16 protein-coding genes and 2 pseudogenes are annotated in these 20,901 nt (G+C 62.0%); 2 read left to right on the top strand and 16 right to left on the bottom strand.

The features are described from left to right. Positions 1–136 precede the first annotated feature (136 nt). Positions 137–250, bottom strand: a pseudogene (locus Q6A48_RS04960) (IS30 family transposase); the annotation flags it as partial. Between the two features lie 135 nt (positions 251–385). Between Q6A48_RS04960 and Q6A48_RS04955 the strand changes: the two are divergent. After that, positions 386–634, top strand: coding sequence for a hypothetical protein (locus Q6A48_RS04955; protein WP_047738982.1), 249 nt, complete (start codon positions 386–388; stop codon positions 632–634). Between the two features lie 130 nt (positions 635–764). Here Q6A48_RS04955 and Q6A48_RS04950 read toward each other — a convergent pair. The 6 genes and pseudogenes from Q6A48_RS04950 to Q6A48_RS04925 form a co-directional block, all read right to left on the bottom strand. Then, positions 765–976, bottom strand: a pseudogene (locus tag Q6A48_RS04950) (hypothetical protein). A 572-nt stretch (positions 977–1,548) separates the two neighbouring features. Next, entirely contained in the window at positions 1,549–1,833 is a 285-nt protein-coding gene (locus tag Q6A48_RS04945; protein WP_304552495.1) for a hypothetical protein, read from the bottom strand. A gap of 127 nt (positions 1,834–1,960) precedes the next feature. Then, positions 1,961–3,178 (bottom strand): glycolate oxidase subunit GlcF, encoded by a 1,218-nt coding sequence (glcF, locus tag Q6A48_RS04940; RefSeq protein WP_304552494.1) that lies wholly within the window; start codon positions 3,176–3,178, stop codon positions 1,961–1,963. A gap of 3 nt (positions 3,179–3,181) precedes the next feature. Further along, the gene (gene glcE, locus Q6A48_RS04935) at positions 3,182–4,246 is read right to left on the bottom strand and encodes a glycolate oxidase subunit GlcE (protein ID WP_304552492.1); all 1,065 of its coding nucleotides are present in this window, start codon (positions 4,244–4,246) and stop codon (positions 3,182–3,184) included. Continuing rightward, positions 4,246–5,745: a glycolate oxidase subunit GlcD gene (glcD, locus tag Q6A48_RS04930; RefSeq protein WP_304552491.1), complete on the bottom strand. Its 1,500-nt coding sequence runs from the start codon at positions 5,743–5,745 to the stop codon at positions 4,246–4,248. The genes glcE and glcD overlap by 1 nt, the downstream gene beginning before the upstream one ends. A 394-nt stretch (positions 5,746–6,139) precedes the next feature. Next, the gene (locus Q6A48_RS04925) at positions 6,140–6,931 is read right to left on the bottom strand and encodes an NAD(P)H-dependent oxidoreductase (RefSeq protein WP_304552488.1); all 792 of its coding nucleotides are present in this window, start codon (positions 6,929–6,931) and stop codon (positions 6,140–6,142) included. A gap of 84 nt (positions 6,932–7,015) precedes the next feature. Here Q6A48_RS04925 and Q6A48_RS04920 point away from each other — a divergent pair, with 84 nt between their 5' ends. Beyond that, positions 7,016–7,936: a LysR family transcriptional regulator gene (locus Q6A48_RS04920; protein ID WP_304552486.1), complete on the top strand. Its 921-nt coding sequence runs from the start codon at positions 7,016–7,018 to the stop codon at positions 7,934–7,936. Positions 7,937–8,042: 106 nt separating this feature from the next. On the opposite strand, the gene Q6A48_RS04915 is transcribed toward Q6A48_RS04920, so the two are convergent. The 9 genes from Q6A48_RS04915 to Q6A48_RS04875 form a co-directional block, all read right to left on the bottom strand. Further along, positions 8,043–9,020: an aliphatic sulfonate ABC transporter substrate-binding protein gene (locus Q6A48_RS04915; RefSeq protein ID WP_304552484.1), complete on the bottom strand. Its 978-nt coding sequence runs from the start codon at positions 9,018–9,020 to the stop codon at positions 8,043–8,045. Between the two features lie 109 nt (positions 9,021–9,129). Next, positions 9,130–11,616 (bottom strand): TonB-dependent receptor plug domain-containing protein, encoded by a 2,487-nt coding sequence (locus Q6A48_RS04910; RefSeq protein WP_304552483.1) that lies wholly within the window; start codon positions 11,614–11,616, stop codon positions 9,130–9,132. Between the two features lie 36 nt (positions 11,617–11,652). Further along, positions 11,653–12,150, bottom strand: a complete 498-nt coding sequence (locus tag Q6A48_RS04905; RefSeq protein ID WP_304552481.1) for a RidA family protein — start codon at positions 12,148–12,150, stop codon at positions 11,653–11,655. Positions 12,151–12,175: 25 nt separating this feature from the next. Then, positions 12,176–13,750, bottom strand: a complete 1,575-nt coding sequence (locus Q6A48_RS04900) for a flavin monoamine oxidase family protein (protein ID WP_304552480.1) — start codon at positions 13,748–13,750, stop codon at positions 12,176–12,178. Between the two features lie 34 nt (positions 13,751–13,784). Further along, the gene (locus Q6A48_RS04895; RefSeq protein ID WP_304552562.1) at positions 13,785–15,917 is read right to left on the bottom strand and encodes a TonB-dependent receptor; all 2,133 of its coding nucleotides are present in this window, start codon (positions 15,915–15,917) and stop codon (positions 13,785–13,787) included. Positions 15,918–16,369: 452 nt separating this feature from the next. After that, positions 16,370–17,329, bottom strand: a complete 960-nt coding sequence (locus Q6A48_RS04890; protein ID WP_304552479.1) for a D-isomer specific 2-hydroxyacid dehydrogenase family protein — start codon at positions 17,327–17,329, stop codon at positions 16,370–16,372. Next, positions 17,326–18,513, bottom strand: coding sequence for an acyl-CoA dehydrogenase family protein (locus Q6A48_RS04885; RefSeq protein ID WP_304552478.1), 1,188 nt, complete (start codon positions 18,511–18,513; stop codon positions 17,326–17,328). Before Q6A48_RS04885 ends, Q6A48_RS04890 begins: the two co-directional genes overlap by 4 nt. Positions 18,514–18,552: 39 nt before the next feature. Then, on the bottom strand, positions 18,553–19,545 hold the full coding sequence (locus Q6A48_RS04880) for an ABC transporter substrate-binding protein (protein ID WP_304552476.1): 993 nt from the start codon (positions 19,543–19,545) through the stop codon (positions 18,553–18,555). Beyond that, positions 19,542–20,894, bottom strand: a complete 1,353-nt coding sequence (locus tag Q6A48_RS04875) for an LLM class flavin-dependent oxidoreductase (RefSeq protein WP_304552474.1) — start codon at positions 20,892–20,894, stop codon at positions 19,542–19,544. The genes Q6A48_RS04880 and Q6A48_RS04875 overlap by 4 nt, the downstream gene beginning before the upstream one ends. Positions 20,895–20,901: the final 7 nt, after the last annotated feature.

Genomic DNA, 20,901 nt, shown 5'->3' with positions numbered 1-20,901 from the left:
CAGTGCACCATGAGGCCGGTCAGGTAGTGGCGCTGCGTCGTAGCCGCATGCGCCTATCACAAGTGGCTGGACGTCGGCGGATTCAAGCGGCCGCCGCAACACTGGATTGTTGAATTGGGATCTCTTGGGCACTCTATCGAGACAGATCGGTACCTTTCGGGAATATTGGCGCAGAAAAACCCTCTGTATTTTCGTTTGTGCCTCACTGCCATGGGCTATGCGAGTCAGCACAGAAGACCTTTACTCCCGACGGACTTCGTCCAAGGAGACGCATCGACGGTCAACAAATAGGTCTTCTGTGCGTTTTAGGGGCGGACGGTGCTTGTCCCGGATCACGCAGCAATAACATGATGGCTGGCTGCTGGCCTAAAATGCGGAGTTCGTTATGGACGTCAAGCAGATGTTAAATGATGAACTGGTGAGCCGGCTGGAAGAGAAAATTCCAGCCATGGCGAAAGGCGCGATTAAGGCGGCCTATATCAATACGCTGGCGGCCGGACTCAGTGTGATGGAAATCAGTAATGGCATGCTCGTTGAAACAATGGCCGATGATCAGCACAAGGTTATTCGAGCGGCCAAGCCCAAGCATAAGGTAGCTTCGGACATGATTATCAAGGTGCGTCGCCTTTCATAACGAAAAATTGAGGGCGCCCGTATCTTCACGATGTCGCCGCGCAGCGCGCGGGAGTTCTGACGCTTCGGCGAGTCCAGCCTTTATGCTGCGCAGGATAACCGCCAAGCTCGCCATCGCATGGGCCGTTAAATCAGTGACCCTGGGTTCTCAGCTTAGCCAAGCCCTGCTTGATGTGTCCGGCATTTCTCCGATGGTGTGAAGTGCACCTCGGATGTTGGCACCAATCTCTGCTGCACCTTGATCTTTTACCTTCAAGGTCAGCTCCATCACCGCGGCCTCCAAGGCGAGCTGATTTTGGTACAGCCGCTCGAGAACATCAGAAAGTGAATATTCGGTGGGCATTGTTTCGACTCCAATCGAGGACTCATGAGCGTAGCAGCGGAAGGGACGGAAACCAAAGGGCGATAGGCCGAGAGAGTACTTGCTGAGACTCAGTGGCAGCAATCGGCCGATACTGTTAAAAAAGTCGGTTTCGATTTCCGTGACAGAAAAGTACGCGCCTGAGATTGAAATCTGTATTTTTTCGCAGAAGGTTTAGGACTCAAATTTGACGCAGCGGCGTGCAGAAAAGGCATTTTCACCACTCGATGCATGGCTAGCCAAACCGGGTCGACTTTTTCAACACAATCGGCCGAAAGCAGCCCACTGAGCGCTCACCCAGACGGCGGGTGGCAACGTCAGCGAATTGATGATGGTGTGCGGCTTTGGTTGATACAGTTCCAAGATCAAGGCTCTTTGAGCCCATAGAGGCGCTACAGCGGGAGCAGCTTCACGACCCATCTGGCATCCAAGAAGCATTGAGTAACTTTCCAGACGGGACGCCTCCCGTCCGGTTGGCTATGGGTCGGAGGAAATGGCAGAGCCCGAAATCCCGGTCTCTTGACCCTTGATAGTTCTCAAAAACAAGTCCAGAATTAAGTCTTTTCCTGCTTCGTCAATAAAAGAAACCCCTTAGATTTCAACGAGTCGGACACCAGATACGAGTCTCGTTTCCCGCTCCAAGATCCAGAAAAAAGCCACTCAGATGAGTGGCTTTTTTTTGCCTGGAATTTGGGATCTGCGTCGCACAGGGAAAATCTTTCCCAGCCACTCGCCAATGTCTGCCCAGGCCACAGCACCGAACGCACCACGCCGACGGTGAAGGCGGTGCCCGCAAGCTCGGCGGTGATCGTCAAGCAGATCGACGCCATGACGCGCAAGGACGAATATCCTTCGGACACCTTGGTTTGGGATGCCACAGCGCACTGCGCCGGCGTTCGAAGCCAAGCCAGGGGCTGCTGTGCTGTACCAGGTACGGTAAGTCGTTTCGAATTCTCCAGTGTTCGTTCAAGGCAGCGCGGCTTCGATCAGTTCGATCCAGTGCCGGACAGGGGTACGACCCGCACCGTTGAGGTGGGACTGACAGCCGATATTGGCGGTGACAATGACGTCGGGGTGCTCGCTTTCCAGCGCATTGAGTTTGTTGTCGCGCAGTTGCCTGGACAGTTCGGGTTGGGTCAGCGAATAAGTGCCCGCCGAGCCGCAACACAGGTGGCTGTCGGGCACGGCGGTCAGGTTGAAGCCCAGGTTCGTCAGGATTGCTTCGACCGCACCCCCGAGTTTCTGCGCGTGCTGCAAGGTGCAGGGGCAGTGGAACGCCAGGCGTTGGTCGCTGTTGACGCCGAGCTTGTCCAACGGCTCGTCGCGCAAGACTTCCACCAGGTCCTTGGCGAGGGCACTGACCCTGTTGGCCTTGTCGGCATACGCCGGGTCGGTGCGCAGCAGGTGGCCATAGTCCTTGATGAAGGCGCCGCAGCCGCTGGCCGTTTGCACGATGGCCTCGGCACCGCTTTCTATGCTAGGCCACCACGCATCGATGTTGCGGCGAGCCCGCTCAAGGCCGGCGGCCTGGGCGTCGAGGTGATAATCCACTGCACCGCAACATCCGGCCTCGCGGGTGGTCGTGACGCTGATCCCCAGTCGATCCAGCACGCGTGCCGCGGCCGCGTTGGTATTGGGTGACAGGCTCGGTTGCACGCAGCCTTCGAGCATGAGCATTTGCCGGGCATGGCGTGTGGTCGGTCGTGGCTTCGCCGGATACACCTTGCCAGGCAATTTGACTTGCAGCGTGTTGGGCAGCAATGCGCGGAAAACCTGGCCACTGCCGAGCAGCCCCCTGAACAGCGCCGGATTGGGCAACACACCGCGCAATCCCTGGCGCAGCAGGCGTTGGCCGAGAGGTCGCGGCACTGCTGCATCGACCACCGCCCGGCCGATGTCCAGCAGGTTGTGATAGTCGACACCGGAGGGGCAGGTGGTTTCGCAGTTGCGGCAAGACAGGCAGCGATCCAGGTGTTCCTGGGTCTTGCGGGTCACCTCGCTGCCTTCAAGTACCTGCTTGATCAGGTAGATGCGCCCCCTCGGGCCATCCAGTTCGTCGCCCAGCAGTTGATAGGTCGGGCAGGTGGCATTGCAGAACCCGCAGTGCACGCAGCTGCGCAGGATCCGTTCGGCTTCTTCGGCGCGAGGCAGTTGGCGGGCGTCTTCGCTCAAGGTTGTCTGCATGATTCAAAGCTCCGCGTACAAGCGCCCGGGGTTGAAGATGCCCCGAGGATCGAGTTGTTGTTTCACGTTGCGGTGGTAGCGCATCAGTGCGTCGGGCAGCGGTTGGAAGGGGCTGTCGACCAGGCCCTGGCTGTAGCAGGTCGCGTGCCCGCCGGCCGCTTTCACGACCGAGCGAATCAAGCTCGCTTCGGCGTCGGACTTGAGCCATCGCTGGGCGCCGCCCCAATCGATCAATTGAGTGCCCGGCAGGGACAGACATGGCGTGTCATGGGGCAAGGACAGGCGCCAGAGGGGCAGGTCCTCATCGAAGAAACTCAGCCGCTGTTCGTTCAGGTCTTGCCAGTAGGAGGCACCCAGCCGCTCGCCGCCCAGACGGTCGTGGGCCGCCGCCACCGAGCCTTCGCCGCCTTCCAGGCGCAGGTGCAGAAGTGCGCCGTCGTGGCAGGCTGCGCTGATCGGCAGTGGCTGCTGGCCCCATTCCGCGAGGCGCATCAAGGCTCGCTCGGCGTCCATTTCCAGGCTGATGCTCAGGCACTGACGTGGTTTCGGAAGGACTTTGAGTGAAACCTCGGTGATCACCCCCAGGGCGCCGAAACTGCCGGCCATCAACCGCGAAAGGTCATAGCCCGCGACGTTTTTCATCACCTCGCCACCGAAACGCAAATGTTTGCCGTGCCCGGTGATGACCCGCGTGCCGAGGACAAAATCGCGCACCGATCCCGACCAGGGCCGCCGTGGCCCCGATAACCCGCAGGCGATCATCCCGCCGACCGTGGCTTCGTCGTTGAAGGCGGGTGGTTCGCAGGGCAGCATCTGTTGCGCATCGTCCAGTACGCTTGCCAGCTCCGACAGTGGCGTACCGCAACGGGCAGTGATCACCAACTCCGTCGGGTCATAGCTGACGATGCCACGGTGGGAGCGCGTGTCGAGCACTTCACCCGCTGTGATTCGTCCAAGAAACACCTTGCTGTTGGAACCCTGGATGCGCAACGCAGTGGCGCTGTGCAACGCGTGGTTGACCTGCTCCAGCAGCGCGCCACTGTTGTCGATATCGAGTTCGCTGCCCATCAGAAGCGCTCCAGCTCGGGGAAGGGCACCTGCCCCAGGTGAACGTGCATGGCGCCAAACTCGGCGCAGCGGTGCAGGGTAGGAATGTTCTTGCCGGGATTGAGCAAGCCGCTCGGATCGAACGCCGCTTTGACGGCATGGAACAGGGTCAGCTCATCGCTGTTGAACTGCGCGCACATCTGGTTGATTTTCTCGCGTCCCACCCCGTGCTCGCCGGTGATGCTGCCACCGACTTTCACGCACAGTTCGAGGATCTTGCCGCCCAGGGCCTCGGCACGATCCAGCTCTCCCGGCTGGTTGGCATCGAACAGGATCAATGGGTGCATGTTGCCGTCACCGGCATGGAACACGTTGGCCACCCGCAGGCCATATTCCGTCGACAGCGCGGCGATCGCCTGCAATACCCCGGGCAATTCCCGGCGCGGGATCGTCCCGTCCATGCAGTAGTAATCCGGCGAAAGGCGGCCGACGGCTGGAAACGCGTTCTTGCGCCCGGCCCAGAACCGCACGCGTTCGGCCTCGTCGCGGGCCTGGCGCACTTCGGTGGCCCCGGCGTGTTCCAGCACCTGGCGCACGCGGTCGCAGTCGTCATGGACGTCGGCTTCGACCCCATCGAGCTCGCACAACAGGATGGCTTCGGCCTCCACCGGGTAACCGGCGTGGATGAAGTCTTCGGCGGCGCGGATCGCCAGGTTGTCCATCATTTCCAGGCCGCCGGGAATGATGCCGGCGGCGATGATGTCGCCCACTGCGCGACCGGCTTTTTCCACCGAGTCGAATGCCGCCAGCAGCACCCTGGCGGTTTGTGGTTTGGGCAGCAGCTTGACCGTGACCTCGGTGATCACGCCGAGCATGCCTTCGGAACCGGTGAACAGCGCCAGCAAGTCAAAGCCCGGTGAGTCGAGCGCATCGGATCCCAGGCTCAAGTGTTCACCGTCGACGGTGAGGATATCGACCTTGAGCAGGTTGTGGACGGTCAGGCCATACTTCAGACAGTGCACGCCACCGGCGTTTTCCGCCACGTTGCCGCCGATGGAACAGGCGATCTGGGAGGATGGGTCTGGCGCGTAGTACAGGCCAAACGGTGCGGCAGCCTGGGATATCGCCAGGTTGCGTACCCCGGGCTGGACGCGCGCGGTCCGGGCGGCCGGGTCGATGTGCAAAATGTTGTTAAAACGCGCCATCACCAGCAAGACGCCTTTTTCCAGCGGCAGGGCACCGCCGGACAAACCGGTGCCCGCGCCACGGGCGACGACGGGCACCCTGCGTTCATGGCAGAGCCGAAGCACTCCTTGAACCTGGTCGATCTTGCGCGGCAGCACCACCAGCATGGGGGTGGTGCGATAGGCGGAGAGTCCATCGCATTCGTACGGCTTGAGTTCTTCGCGCCGATGCAGGATTTCCAGGTCGGGCAGCTGGGTTTGCAGGGCTCGCAGCAGCGCGTCCCTGTCGACGTCAGGCAGGACGCCGTCGACGTGTTCATCGTAGAGAATGTTCATGGTCGTAGCGCGAGACTCGGTTGTTTTTATTAGCGGTCTGTTCTGGTACAGCCGACTTGCATCATTGGTCTGGCGCGCTTTGCTGTCTATCTGTTGTTGGGCTGGTCGAACCAGTTTTTTATCCTGTGTTTTTATATGTTTTTAAAAATAACTTTAAAAACATGGTGTTGGCGTTATATCTCAACGGATGTGAGATCGGCAGCTGAAGCTGCTCCAGGCCGATCTCCCCATGTCTCTACGAGTGAGCCCTGTTGCATCCGATACCGGATCAGCCAGTAAGAACGCCAAGCCAGGCCAGGCCCATGCCCTCGACGGCAGCGTCCGCGATCACCTCCAAGTCGTCGAAGCGCAGGCGTGAGCTGACAAGAACGTCAACGAGCGCACCTTGTTCGCTTCAGCCGTCATGCCCCTCACGGATATGGATGCCCAAGTCGTGACGGTCGGGTGCAAGGTGCGGCTTGAGTGTCAATGCCGGAATTTCATAGTCCCCGGCATTCTGGCGGCGAAATGGCACAGGCTGATCATCGAACAGGTTATCCAGCCGAGCCGCATATGCCGTGCATAGTTGCTTGAATCGAGCGGTGTCCATTTTGCTGGTTTTATAGATGGGGAAGGGCGGCATGACCGTGAACCCGGGATAGAAAAGCACCCCATGCTGGATGGGGAATAGCAGCTCATCCAGTGCACCGTTTACCCCTCGACCACTGTAATGGGACTCCCACCCGCCCATAGTGACCACCAGCATCGCCCGCTTTCCTGCCATGCTGCCTTCGCCGTAGCGATCGCCCCAGTGGCTTTCGCTGTGTTCGCCGACACCGTAGGCAAATCCGTAGGCGTAGACGCGTTCGACCCAGCCCTTGAGGATCGCTGGCATCGAGAACCACCACAGTGGGAATTGAAAGATCACGGCATCCGCCCACAGCAGTTTGGCCTGCTCCTCCTCGACCTCGGCCGGTTGGGTGCCGGCGGCAAATACCCGCTGCGATTCCATCGCCGGGTTGAACGGCTTTTCGTCGTCATAGCCTGGGGCGTCATCCTTATCGATAGGCGCTTTCCAACGCATTTCGTACAGGTCCGAGACCTTGACCTCATGACCCGCGGTTTTCAGGTGAGCGATCGCAAAATCCCTGAGCGAGCCATTGAGCGAACGAGGTTCAGGATGGGCGTAGATCAGCAGTATCTTCATGAGGGGCTCCGAGTGAATGAAGTCCTCACCGTAACGATTGGCCAGGTATGATAGAAATGAATTTCCGAAACATATGGTATTTATATGCACAATACCTTGCGCCGCCTGGATCTCAATTTGTTGGTCACGTTGGATGCGCTGCTGTCTGAGCAAAACGTTACACGGGCGGCGCGATTGCTCAATCTCGCTCAACCGACCGTCAGCCTGCAGCTGGGCCGGCTGCGAGACATTCTGGACGACCCCTTGTTGCTGCCCGGCCCCCGAGGGATGACGCCCACCGAGCGTGCCCGTGAATTGCGCGTGCCACTGCGTGAAGCGCTGGTGGCTTTGGAAGGTGCGCTGAGTCCGGGGGCCACTTTCGAGCCCGCGCTGTCTGACCAGACGTGGAGGGTTGCTGCCAGTGATTACGCAGCGACTGCTTTAGTCTGGCCGTCGCTGGCACTGCTCAGGCGCCTGGCCCCGAATACCCGCTTGGCACTGTTGAACAAACATCCCGCCAGCCTTGCCAATGATCTGGAAAACGGCCAGCTCGATCTGGCGCTGCACACTCGCGATGACGCGCCGCCAAAACTGCGCCAGCGTTCGTTGATTCACGAGCGCTATGTGCTGGCAGGGCGGCGCGGTCATCCCGCCTTGGCCACGAAGCTATCGCTCAAAGCATTCTGCGGCCTCGAGCATGCCGTCATGTCACCCGATGGCGCCGGGTTCGTTGGAAGTACTGACCAGGCACTGGCAGCTAAAGGTCTGGAACGACGAGTCGTATTATCAGTGTCCAATTTCAACTCGCTCATCTGCGCGTTGGCGCACAGCGACCTGGTTGCGGTAGTGCCGCAAAGGCTGGTGCGAGATGAGCCGTCACTTCACGTCCAAGCACCTCCACTCGCCATTCCGGGTTTTGAAATGCTCATGCTGTGGCCCGAACGACTGCACCGGGATCCTGCCCATATGTGGCTACGCGACCTCATCGCCTCAACCTTGCAAACAGCCCCCAACCCAGAGGTTTGACTCACCCGAATGAAGGTATGGGTATGGGAACAAACCATGCGTTGGTCAGGCGTCCACCGATGCTTTATCAGTCGGGAAGTCGATGATGTCGGCAAACGGTTTCATGTCATGGCGTCCATACCTGGGCATCGTGGGCATCTACCGTCTTGGGCAACAGCCCTGCCGCAAAGAACGCATCGGCGATTTTCTGCTGTTCATCCAGCTGAGCGGCGTTTACCGGCTGGACCTGGTAGCTGCGATGGGCGTTGGCGGCCTCGACTGTTTCCACATCCAGATTGCCCCACAGAGGGCCCAGCACCTGTGCCGCGTCGCGAGGATGATTCTTGACCCAGCGCCCGGTCTCTTCAAGCTGCTCGTAGACCAGCTTGAGCACCTCAGGATGGGCCTTGGCGTAGGCATTGCCGGTCAGGTAGTAACGTTTGTAGCTCGCCAGCCCGGTTCCATCGGTCAGCGTGCGTGTCGGCAGTTGACGTTGCACGCCGCTGAGGAAGGGCTCCCAGGTCACCCAGGCATCGACTTTGCCGTTCTCGAACGCCGCCCGGCCGTCGGCGGGCGTCAGGTACGCCGGTTGGATGTCGGAGAACGTCAGGCCAGCCTTTTCCAGGGCCGCAATCAATAGATAGTGGGCACCGGCGGCCTTGGTGACCGCGACTGTCCTGCCCTTCAAGTCCGCCAGTTGCTGCAACGGCGAATCCTTGCGCACGACGATGGCCTGGGCCGAAGGCGAGGGCGCCTCCTGGGCAAAGTAAGTCAACTTGGCCTGGGCGGCCTGGGCAAAGATCGGCACGGTATCGGCCACATCGGCGCTGACGTCGACATTGCCGACGTTCAGGGCCTCCAGCAGTGGCAAGCCGCTGGGGAACTCGTGCCAGGTCACGTCGATGTTGGCGTCGGCGAGTGCCTTGTCCAGCTTGCCTTGGCTTTTCAGCAGTGTGATCAGGGTCGAGGACTTCTGGTAGCCGATACGCAGGGTTTCGCGGGCCTGAGCGGGGAGTGCAAGGCACGACAGGAGCAGCACGACGACCGCGCCGGCCAAGGCGGGACGCCGTAATCGCGCCCCGGGGGACTTGTTGAATCTGGACATGGCATTCTCGACATTGACTAGGGATGGAATAAGCGTCTAAGAATCTTATTGTTCTAAAAAACAGTTTATAAATATTTTTTCAGCATTAGCTTAGGCGGCTTTGCAAGTATCAGAACGTGTATTGCAGACGGGTGTAGTAGTAGCCGCCGGTGAAACCAAACGGCGAATAGCTGCCCCAGTTGTCGCCGAACGAGGCGTTGCTGACGCCGATGTGATCGGGGTATTTATCGAACAGGTTCTGTGCGCCGAGGGCGACGGTCAGTTGCTTGTCGATCGCATAGGCCACATCGAGGTCGGTGATCCATTTGGCCGAGTACCGGCGATCCAGGCTGGGGTCGCTTGAGCTATTGACCTCGGTGTAGGTGCCATAGCGGGTCAGCCGCAGATTGACATCGAAGTCGTTGATCGCCCAATCGGCGGAGAAGATCATCTTGCTGCTGGGGGAGGTCTTGGTGATCAGCGCCCGCGACTGGCGGCCCATTAATTCGTAGTCACCCAGGGCGCCCAGTTGCGACGGTGTGTCGGCTACGCTGAGGATCTTCGTGTGGTTGTAGTTCAGCGCCGCGGTCCAGCGCACCGAACCGTAGCGCTCCAGGTCCTGTCGGTAATTGCCGACCACATCGACGCCCGACGTCCGGGTATTGGCGCCGTTGGTGAAGTATTGCGCGCCAGCGGTCGCCGGCACGCCAATGCCATCGAGCAGGGCGGCGATTCCCGGGCCCTGGAAGCGTTCGCTCAGCACCAGGCGATCGCGCAGGTTGATCACGTAGCCGTCCACCGTCAGGCTCAGGTCCTCGCTGGGTGTCAGGGCGAAGCCGAGGCTGAAGTTGGTCGAGCGCTCGGGTTTCAACGCTTCGGCACCCAGCGCCTGTGCGCCCGCCGAATCCACGGGCAGGATCACGTAGTTGTAGGGTTGGTAGACGCCATTGATGGTGTCGAAACCGGTGGAGCGGGCGGTGAAGATCTGGTTGGCCAGCGAAGGTGCGCGAAAGCCGTTGCTGAGGGTGCCGCGAACCGCGAACACCGGGTTGAATTCATAGCGGGTGCTCAGCTTGCCGCTGCGGGTCGCGCCGATTCCTTCGTTGTAGTGTTCATAGCGTGCCGCCACGCCCAGGTACCACTGTTCGACCGGGTAGAAGCCCAGGTCGATGTAACTGGCGACGCTGTTGCGGCTGACTTTCTGCGCGTCTTCGGGGGTGATGCCATTGGTGACCTGCGCCCCTGGGTCGGGGCGCTCCCCGGCACGTGGATGGCCGACGGGAAACACGTAGCCACCGTCGATGTACGAAGCTTCGGAGCCGGCGCGGGTCTCATAGCTTTCGCGCCGGTGCTCGAAGCCGAAGGCGACATCCAACGGCTTTGCCAGACCGATTTCGTAGCTGTTCTTCAGGTCCAGGTTGCTGGTCAATTGATCGGCGATGTAGATGCCGGAGGTGAACTTGTTCGGCGTGTTTTCCCCCAGCGACGGGTTCTGGTTGTCGTAGGTGCGTTGCTTGGCGTAGTTGCGCCCGTAGGTGCTGCTCAGGTCCCAGGCCCAGCCGCCAAGCCTTTCACCCTTGGCGCCGAACGCGGACTGGAAGTCGGTCTCGTTCACCAGCCAATAGGGGCTGTAGCCATCGGGGTAGCCATTGGGGCCGGTGGTAATGGTGTTGCGGCCACTGGGCAGGCGAAAGTTCTGCCCGTCGTTGTTTTCCCGGGTGGCCAGGGTGGAAAACGAATAGAGCGTCACGTCGTCGTTCAACGGCAGGTCGAGGTTGTAGCCGACATCCGCCAACTGGCTGCGGGGCAACCCGTAGCCTTTGTAGGTGTGGTGGCTGGCACCGGCCTCGCGCGGGTCGGGCGAGCCGTCGGCCTGCGGATAGTAATGGGCGCTGTAGCCGTTGCTGCCGGCCTTGTTGTCGCGCTCCTGATAGCGTGTGTCGAACGAGACGTTGAGCACGCCGGCTTCACCTAGCTGGAAACCATAGTCAAGCGCTTGCTGGGCGGTCCCGCGCTTGCCATCGTAGCCCTGGCCCAGGGTGGTATCGGAACTGCCGCCGGTGGTCTGCTTGAGGATGATATTGATCACCCCGGAGATGGCGTCCGAGCCGTATTGCGCCGCGGCGCCGTCACGCAGGACCTCGATATGATCGATGGAGGCCACCGGGATCAGGTCGAGGTCGCTGGGCGCCGCGCCGCTGTTGATGCCATTGATGTTCAGCGTGGCGCTGGTGTGTCGGCGCTTGCCGTTGACCAGCACCAGCACGTGGGAAGCCGTCAGGCCGCGCAGGGTGGCCGAGCGGACCACGCCGCTGGCATCCCAGCCGGCGCGGTCGGGCAGGTTGAAGGATGGGATGAACTTGCTCAGTGCCTCCAGCAGGCTGGGTTTGCCCACTGCACGCAATTGCTCGCCAGTCACCACGTCGATGGGGGTCGGGCTGCTGGTCACGGTGCGTTCGACGGTGCCCCTGTTGCCGGTGACCACCACCGTGTCGAGGGTGGGCGAGCCGTTCTCGGCGGCCTCTAGGTTGAAAGAGGCCAGGCCACAGGCGAATGACAGCGGCAGCAACAGTGGGCGATAAGCGGGCGCGGTGAGGTGTCTTTGGCAGTTCGGCATAAGCGTGAAGCTCCTGATTGTCGGCTGGGGTCCGCGTCACTTCTTGCGCGCAGCGACGGCTTCGATTTCCACCAGGCCGCCGGGCAATGGCAGCGCGACGACTTGCACAGCGGTACGTGCCGGCTTGTTCGGTTGTTCGGCACTGCCGAAGAACGGCGTATAGCCTTCCTGCAACCCAGCGAAATCCAGCTGGCCGCCCTTGGCCGGATCGCCCACCAGGAACACCCGCAGTTGCACCACGTCAGCCAGATCCAGGCCTTGGTCCTGGAGCACGCCCTTGAGTTTGTTCAGGATCGAGGTGGTCTGGGTGGCGGTGTTGCCGTAGGCGGCAAAGGAACCCTTCGGCGCGCTCGGGTCGTGCGGGTCGGCGAGCAAGCCACTGACAAACAGCAGGTCGGTTTGCGCCGGCACCGACACCGCCAGGGAAATCGGGAAATTGGAATTGGGCAGGCCGATGCGCTTGATTTCGTCGGCCTGGCTGGCGAGGGCAGTGGCGCTCATGAGAAGTCCTGTGAGTAACGTCGTGGTTTTCATGGGGGAGGTCCTTTGGCGAAGACAATCAGGCGGCAACGCCCGCCTGCTGGCGCTCGGCATGGCGGCCGATCAGGGAAACGATGCGTCGCGCCGAATCGGCGGCGGTGTTCTGCCAGATGCCGACGCCGCCATGGGCGAGGGCGTCGCTGGCCAGGTAGGTGCGGCCTTGGGGTTGGTTGAGGATCTGGTAGGCCTGTTCGCCAACCTCGTCATTGACGATCCACGGGCCTTTGCTGAAAGGCACCTTGGACCAGTTGATCGCTACCGGTCTTTGCAACTTGGCGCCATGGCCGGGGTGCAGCAATTCGACGGCCTGCCTCGAAGAGGCGAACTGCTCGGCGAGGGATTTGCTGCTGAAGGACTGGGCGGCTTCGCTGGTGTTGTAGGCAGCCACCAGGATGCCCTGGGCACTGTTGAACCGATCGCTGGGGTACCACAGGCCTTTGACCTCATGGTCCAGGTAAGACAGCCCGCCGAAGATGTTGAAATCGGTTTCCCAGAAGCGTGGTGACTGCCAGGCCACTTTGTTCGCCTGGTCGCTCTGCGCGCTGAGGATCGCTTGCTTGAATGGCGTGCTGAAGTTGCTTGGCAGCCTGGCCAGCAGTGGCAGGGGCACGGTGAGGATGGCGTAGTCGGCGCTCAGGGTCTGGGTCTTGCCGGTCTGCCGGTCGCGATAGGTCACGCGGCTGCCTTGCTCGGACGTCTGGATGTCGCTGACCTCGGCGTGCAACCGCACCGAATCCTTGAGTCGTTCATAGAACGCCAGTGGAATCCGATCCATGCCGCCGACCGGTTGGAACATGGTCGAGGAGAACTCGGGGATTTCATCGAACACCAGCGCGCCCCAGAGTTTGGGGTTGAGCAGTGTCTGCAACGCCAGCGGTGCCCGGGTGATCCCGGTCTGGTCGCCGGCGCCGGGGATCCGGGTGTAGCCCGAGCGCACCGAACCCTGGTACTTGAGGTCGGCGTTGAGGTCGCCATAGACCTTGAGGAAATTCAGCAGCGCCTGGCGGTCGTCGGCGCTCAGGTCCTGGTCCAGGGCCTTGCGACTGACGGTGCGCGCCAGCAATTCGGACAATTGTCCGCGGGTGTCGTTGACCGCCTGGCGCAGTTGGAAAGCCGGCTGGCGGGAATCCGGCAAGGCCAGTGCGTTGCGGCTGCTGTTGACCAGCACTTGCAGCTCCACGCCCAGTTCGCGGCAGTAGCCGAGGATCGTCTGGTGATGGCTGGGAATGCGCGCCGGGCCGGCATTGAAAAACTGCCCCTCGTCGAAATCCACGGTCTGGCTGATGCCGTCGTCGAACTCGACGCGGGTGCCGCGCCGCAAGGTCCAGTTGCGACCACCCACCCGCTCGCGGGCTTCGAGGATCGTCACGGTGAAGCCGGCCTTGCGCAGCTCATAGGCGCTGACCAGTCCGGAAATGCCGGCGCCAACCACCACCACCTGCTTGCCCTGGCCACTGCTGCCCAGTTGCAACGGGGTGAAGCCCGCCGCCACGGCCTGGGGCGTCAGGCCTAGCGCACCGAGGGCGCCGACGGCGGCGGAATAACCTCCGACGGCGGCGATACGAGAAATCATTTGCCTGCGGGTGAAAGCCATGAAGTGCTCCTTGGCATGTTTGCCGATCAAGGGGTCAGAGGTCGTAGCGCACGGACAGCAAGAGGGTTCGCGGGTCGTTGACGGCGTAGTAGCGGGCGCCGCTGGAGGGCACGTAGCCGACGGCTTGCGGGTAGGCGCGGTCGAGCAGGTTTTTCACCGACAGCGTGGTGGTCCAGTGGCCGTCGCCGGAGATGTAGCGGGTGTTGGCGTTCCAGAAGGTCTGCCGGGGGATTTCCTGGACGTCGTCGTTCAACGCGTTGGCATAGGACTTGGTCTGGAACTGAGCGTCGGTGCCGGCCAGCCAGGTGCCGGGCAAGCCGGCCGGGACGGTGTAGTTGAGGCCGACGCTGGTGTTCCAGCGCGGCGAATACACCAGTTGCTTGCCGTTGGCATCGACCCCGGCGCCACTGGCGTTCTCGAAGTCGTCGTATTGGCTTTGCAGATAGCCCAGGTTGAGCGTCAGTTGCAGGTCGGGCGTCAGTGCGCTGAGGGTTTCCAGCTCGACGCCGTAGGTGTGGGCCTGGCCGACGTTGGTACGCAGGCTGACGCCCAGCGCCGGGTCGTAGGCGTTGGTTTGCAGGTCCTTGTAGTCGTTGTAGAACAGCGCAAGGTTGGCGCGCAGGCGACGGTCGAAGAAGTCGCCCTTGAAGCCGGTCTCCCAGGTGGTCACGTCTTCCGGAGAGAACGCCTGCTCGGCAGCGGCCCGGGTGGGCGCGCGGTTGTCGTAGCCGCCGGCCTTGAAGCCCTTGGCGACGTAGGCGTATTGGTTCAAGTGCGGCGTCCAGGCGTATTCGAAACCCAGTTTCGGGCTGGTGGATTGCCAGGACTTGCTCGAGTCGGCGCTGAAGTTGGTGCCGGTGATCTGTCGATCAGGGGTGAGGCCGTAATTGGTGTAGTCGAAGTTCTTGTGTTCGCGGGTAAAGCGCAGTCCGGCGATCAGCGACAGTTGCGAGGTCAGCTTGTAGCTGCCTTGGCCATACAGGGCGTAACTCTCGGTCCTGGTGGTGCTGTACTGGCCTTGGCCGATGACCCGGTTCCGGGCGATGGAATAGGTGAGGTTGTCCCGATCGGCGTCGAATTGCTCGCGGTACGCGTACAGGCCGGTGCTGAAGCTGAACCTGTCGTAGTCGCCGTTGAGCTGGAATTCCTGGGTGGCGTAGTCCTGCTTGTAGGTGATCAGGTTGTTCTGGATCAGCGCTGCCTGGCCGGAGTTGTCATAGTCCACCGGCTGGTCGAACGCGGAGTAGGCGGTGACCGACTTGAACCTAAGGTGGTCATCGATGGTGTAGATCGCCCGCAACACGGAGCTGCCTTGGTCGAGACGATTTTTCGGATTGAGGCTGCTGTAGGTCTTGAATTTGTCGAAGTGGCCGTCAGCGTCGAAGGGGGTATAGCTGGTGGTGTCGCCGCGGTCGAAAGTACCGGCGAGGGTCAGCTGTACATCCCAGGGCGAATCGATGGGATTGAAGCGCAGCTTGCCACGGTAGGACTGCAGGTCGACGTTGTTCACATGCTCGCCACGGGTGGGGTTGGAGACGGTGCCGTCGCGGGTCAGGCGAATCGCCGAGAAACTACCGAACAAGGTGTTGTCCACCAGTGGACCGCTGATCAGCAGGCGCCCGTTCTGGGCGTTGTAGTTGCCGGCGCCGAGTTCGAAGAAACCACGGGTTTCCTGGGTGGGGTCGCGCGTGATCACGCGGATCGCGCCGGCGCTGCTGTTGCGCCCGTACAGCGTGCCTTGCGGGCCGCGCAGGACTTCGACGCGCTCGACATCGTTGAAGTCGAGCATCGAGGAAATCGCCCGGGGGATGTACAGGTCGTCGGCGTAGACCGCCACGGCCGCTTCCTGGATCGGATCGGTTTCGCCGATGCCGCGAATCCCGTAGGTCTGGGCGCTGTAGGAAATCGATTGGCGGCTGAGCGTCAGGTTCGGCACTTGTCCGGAGAGATCGCGAATGCTCTTGATCTGCTTTTCTTCCAGGGCGGCTTCGTCGAACGCGGAGATCGCCAGGGGGGCTTTCTGCAAGTCCTCGCTGCGGTGTTCAGCGGTGACGGTGACAACGGGAAGCGCACCCTCCCGGGCATCTTCTTCGGCGTGGGCCGTCAAGCCGAACAGGGCCAGCGAAACGGCCAGCGTCAGGCGGTTGGAAGTGAAGGTGTCGTGCATGGTGGACCCCAGGTGTGCAGAGGCTGCGTTGGCGTTGATTTTTTCCGGGCAAAGCGCTGCCACGGTCATGGCTTGGCAGTCATGGCAGCGTTGGCTCGGGCCGGTTTCAGGTTTGGGTGAGGCAGTGACCGTGGGGTGGTGTCGGCCGGAAAAACGTACAGTTCCGAGGGCCTCCACCTGGTCAGGGGTCGGTGATGGTTGTAACAGTATTTGTATAAAAGGGTGCTGTAAAAGTCCGATTTGTTATAAGTTAATTATAAAAAATAGACATTAAAATCACTCATAAAATGCGAGATATTGATTTTTTCCGTGACTTGAAGTCGACACGAATCCTGTGGGAGCGAGCTTGCTCGCGATGGCGGCGTGTCAGTCAATAATGATGTTGACGGACACAGCGCTATCGCGAGCAAGCTCGCTCCCACAAGGATTACTTTGTGCGACACCGCGCCGGGTCAGTACCCGCGCTGTACGTTCGCCAGGTTCTCCAGTGCCGATCCGCAGAGGAAACGCTCCAGGTTGGCGAGGAAGCTGTCGGCAATCTCATGGCGGCTGTTGCTGGAGATCGCCGAGGTGTGGGGTGACAGGCGCACCCCGGGATGGGTGTAGAGCGGGTGGCCGTCGGGCAGGGGTTCGGGTTCGGTGACGTCCAGGGACGCCAGGCCGATGGGGCCGCGGTCCAGGGCTTCGAGCAACGCGTCCTGGTCCAGCAAGCCGCCACGGGCGATGTTGATCAGGTGCAGGCCCGGCTTGGCGCTGGCGAGTACGCTGCGGTTGACGACATGCCGTGTCGCCTCGGTCAGTGGCGCGGCCAGCACCAAGTGATCGGACCGGGAAAACAGCTCATGGATATCCCGCGCGGCCTCGACGCCCTCGACGTCGAACGGGGCCTGGCTCTGACGCAGCGCCAGCACCTCGATGCCCAGCGCACGGGCCTTGGTCGCGAGGCTGCGGCCTATCGCGCCGAAACCCAGGATGCCCAATGTGCTGCCCTTGAGGGGCGTCAGGGCGGTGAAATTCCATTGCGCGTCGTGCACCCAGATGTCCGGCAATCGCTTGGCGGCGGCGAAGATCGCGGCCAGGGCGAATTCGGCGATATTGTCGGCGGCGCTGCCCCGGGAGGTGCTCACCGGCGGACCGTCGAAAAACCACCCGGGGTAGAAGTCGATTCCCGAAGAGACCACCTGGACCCATTCCAGGCCGTACGGCCAACCCGGAGGCGGCGTATCCGGTGCCAGGTAGCCGCGCACATTGATCGGTCGCGCCAGCAACACGCGGGCGGCGTTCGGCAGATCACTGGGCACGCCGGCCGGTACGGCGAGGACCTCGGCGCCAGGGTGCGTCAGCGCGAGGCGCTGGCGAATCACATCATTGAAGTCTTCATCCAGTTGGCTGGCGATCACGAGGGCGCTCATGGAAGGTCCTTTTTCTGGCGTTGGGCGAACACCGCTTTGCCGACGCCCTGCAGCACGGCATCGTTTTGCGGGGTGTGGACGCGGCTGCACAGCACATCCCGGTAATGCCGTTGCAGCGGGTTATGCCGTGACAGGCCGGGATTGCCGGAGGCCTCGATGGCCAGCTCGACGGCGCGGATCGCGTTGTCGGTCACCAAGTACTTCAACTGTGCGGCGTGATGGGCGGGGGTGAGTCCTTCGACGGCGGCATCCAGCAGGCTGCGGTTGGCGAACAGCAGGGTGTCGATGTGCCCGACGGTTTCCTGCAAGCGCGGCAAGGTTGCCAGCGCGGCGCCGAGGTTGGACGGCTTGCGTTGCTCCAGCCAACTGACGAACCAATCCCGCGCGGCTTGGGCGACGCCGTCATAGACCGCCGCCAGCAACACCGCCATCCACAGCAAGCCCTCGCCGTCGAGTTCCGCTTGGGGCGCGCTCCAGCGACTGACACTGACCGCGTGATCCAGCGGCACCAGGACGTTGTCGAACAGCACTTCGTGGCTGCAAGTGGCGCGCATGCCCAGGTGGTCCCAGTCCTCGATGATGCTGATCCCTGGCGTGTCCTTGTGGACCAGCCAGGCGCCCACCAGCGGATCTTCGTCGGTGCTGCGGGCCCAGACGCTGAACCAGGTCAGGCCGTGGCTGCCGGTGGAGTAGATCTTGCGCCCGCTGATTCGCCAGCCTTCGCTGGTGCGCCTGGCCACGGTCGCCGGCAGGCCGCCACGGGCCGGGGTGCCCAGGTCGGGCTCGACCCGCAGGGCATTGATCAGCGCGCCGTGGCGCACGGCATCCTGGGCCACGCGCAAGCGCAATGCTTCGGGCCAGGTCCGGCTGTCTTGCAGGCGCGAGTGTTGCAGGTATTGCATCACCAGGATCAACGCCGTGGAGGGCTCGCCCTTGGCGACCGCCGCGATGACCTTGCGGGCCTGCGCGAGGCTGGCGCCTCCACCGCCGAGGGCCTTGGGCACCGTCAGGGCCAGCAGGCCGTGTTCGTGCAAGCGCTTGAAGTTGTCCTGGGGGAAGTCGCCGCTCTCGTCGTAGAGGTGGGCGGTGGCTGCCAACTGTTGGCCGAGGTGTTCGAGCAAGGTGTCGAAGTCGGCGCGATCGACCGACTGCAACACGGGAGGGCGTAGGGAAGAAAGACTCATGGTCGGTTCACTCAATCAGAAGGCCTGCGGTGGGAGGGTTCACAACGGCAGCAGGCGGAAGTCGCGGTCCCACAGCGGACTCACGTCGAGCCGTTCGTTCAACACGCCGGCAGCGAAGAACAGATCGGCGACTGCCTGTTGCGAGGCGATGGCCTGGTCGTTCACTTCAATGATTTTCGTCGGCTGGCTGCGGTTGTTGTACATGTCGAGAAACACCGCTTTGTCGACGCCCAGCAGCTGCGCCGACTTGGCCGCCCAAGGTTCGGGATGGTTGTTGATCCATTCCCAGGTGCGCGCCTGGCGCTGGATGTAATCCTGGATCGCCTGTTTGCGCAGCGGGTCTTCCAGGGCTGCCGGGCGGGCGGCGATCAGGTAGTTGCCGGACAGATAGCCCAAGGCCGTCTTGAGGACCCGGGCGCCGCTGCGAAACTTTGCCAGCTGGATGAACACGCCATAGATCACCCAGGCATCCAGTTGGCCGCTCTGGAATGCACTGAAGCCGTCCTGGGGCGTGAGCGCCACCGCGGTGATGTCGTTCATGGTCAGGCCTTGTTCCTTCAGGGCCTTGATCAGGAAATAATGGGACGTGGTCGAGCGCACGTAGCCGACCCGCTTGCCGCGCAATTGTCCGATCGACTCGACGGGGGAATCCTTGGGGATCAGGAACACCTGGTTGTTCACGTCACCTTGCAGGACGGCGACCAGGCGCGGTTGGCGATGGCTCTGGATGGAAAAGATCGGCGGGATTTCGCTCATGCCCCCCACGTCCAGGCTGCCGGAGGCCAGTGCTTCGACGATCAGGTTGCCGCCGGCGAACTCGGAATATTCGACCTTGTAGGGCGTGTCGCCGGTCCCGGCGTCTTCGACGAAGTAAGCATCCTGCCCGCGATAGGTGGCGACCCCCAGGGTCAGGTCCGCCAGTCGCCCGCCTTGGGCGAAAACCCGCGGGGTAAGGCCCAGTGAGGACAGCCCCAGCGCACCCAGGGCGAAGGAGCTGGCCGCGAGGAAGTCGCGACGATGGATCTGCTTCATGCCACGGCCTCGCGTGTGGTTTCAGTTGCCAGGGGCGCCTGGGCGTAACGGTTGGTCGGCACGGGCAGGCCCAGGTTGTCCCGTAGCGTATGACCGCTGTATGCGCTGCGGAACAGACCGCGTCGTTGCAGGACGGGCACCACCAGTTCAGTGAAATACTGCAGGCCGTCCGGCAGCAACGAATTGATGATGAAGCCGTCGGCCGCGCCATTCTCGAACCAAGCTTGAAGGGCATCGGCCACCTGCTCGGGTGTGCCGACAAAGTCGCGCCGCGGCCGGGAGAAGCGCAGGGCGACTTCGCGCAAGGTCAGGCCTTCGTCACGGGCCAGTTGCTTGATCCGGTCCGAGCCACCTTTCTGGCTGTTGGCCCCCAGGTCGCCCAGCTCGGGAAAAGGGGCGTCCAGTGGGTATTGGCTGAAGTCGTGATCGTTGAAGGGACGGCCGAGGGCGACGATGGCGTCTTCGATGCTCACCAGTGACACTGCTTGCTGGTAGCGGTCTTCGACTTCAGCTTCATCGCGACCGACGATCGGACGGATCCCGGGCAGTATCGACAGGTGTGCCGCATCGCGACCGAAGCCGTTGGCGCGACGTTTCAGGTCTTGGTAGTAGGCGCGCGCTTCTTCGAAATTTTCAGGGCTGACGAAGATCGCATCGGCGTTCTCGGCGGCGAAGTTACGTCCGTCCTCGGAGGTGCCGGCCTGGAAGATCGCCGGTTGGCCTTGACGAGAGCGGGCGATATTGAGCGGGCCCTTCACCGAGAAGAATTCACCCTTGTGCGCCAGCGTGTGCAGCTTGCCGGGGGCGAAGAATTCGCCTGTCCGCTTGTCGTAGGTGAAGGCGTCGTCTTCCCAGGAATCCCACAGACCCTTGACCACCGCCACGTGCTCCTTGGCGATCCGGTAGCGTTGGGCGTGGGGTGGGTGCTCGCTCTTGCCGAAATTATCGGCGGTGCCGCTGAGCCACGACGTCACCACGTTCCAGCCGGCGCGACCGCCGCTGATGTGGTCCAGGGAAGCGAACTGGCGCGCCACCTGGTAGGGCTCGGTGTAGCTGACGGTCACGGTGGCCACCAGGCCGATGTTGGACGTCAATGCCGCGAGGGCCGAGAGGATGGTCAGCGGCTCGAAGCGGTTGAGGTAGTGCGGGCTGGATTTTTCATGGATGTGCAAGCTGTCGGCGATGAACACGAAATCGAACTTGGCGCCTTCGGCCAGGAGCGTCTGGTGCTTGTAGAAACCGAAGTCGGTACTGGCGTTGGGCAGCGCTTGCGGGTGGCGCCATTCGCCCCAGCCGTGGCCGACGCCGTGGACCATTGCACCGAGTTTGAGTGGGCGTTGTGTGCTCATGTGGCTG

Origin of the sequence: Pseudomonas citrullilanati (assembly GCF_030580855.1) — a bacterium.
Lineage (GTDB): Bacteria > Pseudomonadota > Gammaproteobacteria > Pseudomonadales > Pseudomonadaceae > Aquipseudomonas > Aquipseudomonas citrulli.
Note: the sequence above shows the minus strand (reverse complement) of the source record. Positions and strands in the feature narration are given on the sequence as shown.